The following is a 1,719-nucleotide window of genomic DNA, read 5'->3' on the forward strand; positions in this document are numbered from 1 at the left end:
GACCGGAATCGCCCATTACTCGCGACGCCGGATCCGCGTGCGCGACTGGAAGAGCTGTATGCGCAGCGTGATCCGCTTTATCGTGAGGTAGCCGATCTTGTAATAGATACCGGCACCCAAAGCGTCCAGGTTCTGGCGGGACAGCTTCTTCAAAAGCTCGGGGAACAATGCAAACTATCCGCGTAGAACTGCGCGAGCGTGCATATCCGATTCACATCGGCAAGGGAATTCTCGACGAGGTTTCGCTCTATGCGCCGCACCTTCGGGACGGCCGGGCGGCGATCGTGTCCAATGCTGTGGTGGCGCCGCTCTACCTCAAGCGCCTGCAAGGGGCGCTTACGTCCGCTGGTGCGAACGCGATCAGCATTGTGGTCGAGGACGGAGAGCAAGCTAAGGACTGGCGCACACTCGACCGCGTGTTCGATGCGCTACTTGACGCCCGCTGCGACCGGCAAACGGTGATCGTGGCACTGGGCGGCGGGGTCATCGGGGACCTGGCGGGCTTTGCCGCGGCAGTCTATCAGCGAGGTATTGCCTTCATCCAAGTACCCACCACGCTGCTCGCGCAAGTGGATTCGTCGGTTGGAGGCAAGACCGCCATCAACCATCCGCGCGGCAAGAACATGATCGGCGCGTTTCACCAGCCGCGCGCGGTGATCTCGGACGTCGCGACGCTTGATACTCTTCCTGTACGCGAACTGCGCGCTGGCCTTGCGGAGGTGATCAAGCACGGCCTTGCACTGGACGTAAAATTCGCCGAATGGCTTGAAGCCAATGTCGAGCGCCTCCTCGCGCGCGATCCGGAGGCTTTGACCTACGCTGTGCAGCGGTCGTGTGAACTCAAGGCACAGGTAGTGGCGGCGGACGAACATGAGACGGACCAGCGCGCATTGCTCAATTTCGGCCACACGTTCGGTCACGCCATCGAGACAGGGCTTGGATACGGCACCTGGCTGCACGGCGAAGCCGTAGCTGCAGGCATGGTCATGGCGGCGGAACTCTCAGCGCGCAACGGCATGATCGATCAGATCGCGTTGGGCCGGATTCGCGACCTGGTCTCGCGCGCGGGCTTACCCGTGGCGGGCCCGGATATGTCCCCCGATCGCTATCTGGAACTGATGGCGATCGACAAGAAGGTCGCCCGGGGTCGCATTCGATTCGTCGTGCTTGAGGGTATTGGCCGAAGCCTCCTCCGCGCCGATCTCGACGAGAGGAAGGTGCGGGAGGCTATCTCCGCCGCCACAAGCGCGGCCGCTGCTGCACCGCACTAAGCTCGTCCTCGCAGCCAAGCCCTTGTAGCACCAAATCTAAGCAGGTATATTTCCAAGTTCGCCCATCGTTTTTGTGCAAGGCGGCAAAACGGGCGCAAGTCATTGGATTAAAGGGATTTAGTCGTGGACCAGCGATATTCGCCAGGCGCGCAAGGTTTGTACGACCCTCGACACGAGCACGATGCCTGTGGCGTCGGCTTCGTTGCGCACATCAAGGGGAAGAAGTCGCACGCGATCATCGATCAAGGGCTAACCGTCCTGCGCAACCTCACGCACCGCGGTGCGGTGGGCGCCGACCCAAAGGCGTCCGATGGCGCGGGCATCCTGATCCAGCTTCCGGACAAGCTATTTCGCGACGAGATGGGCAAGCAGGGAGTCAAGTTGCCCCCCTTGGGCCAGTACGGTGTAGGCATGGTATTCCTGCCGCGCGAGCCTGCGAGCCGTATTG

3 protein-coding genes are annotated in these 1,719 nt (G+C 61.7%); all 3 read left to right on the forward strand.

Translation table 11 applies throughout. From position 1 onward, the window contains the following. Positions 1 to 186: shikimate kinase (locus WB402_RS14510; protein ID WP_424209078.1), on the forward strand; the 186-nt coding region annotated here is incomplete at its 5' end. Continuing rightward, positions 168 to 1,271: a 3-dehydroquinate synthase gene (aroB, locus tag WB402_RS14515; protein ID WP_424209080.1), complete on the forward strand. Its 1,104-nt coding sequence runs from the start codon at positions 168 to 170 to the stop codon at positions 1,269 to 1,271. The genes WB402_RS14510 and aroB, both read left to right, overlap by 19 nt. Before the next feature lie 123 nt (positions 1,272 to 1,394). Then, positions 1,395 to 1,719, forward strand: a 325-nt coding sequence (locus WB402_RS14520; RefSeq protein ID WP_424209082.1) for a hypothetical protein, incomplete at its 3' end; no start/stop codon positions are given.

The organism is Sulfuricaulis sp. (assembly GCF_049587675.1).
Classification (GTDB): domain Bacteria; phylum Pseudomonadota; class Gammaproteobacteria; order Acidiferrobacterales; family Sulfurifustaceae; genus Sulfuricaulis.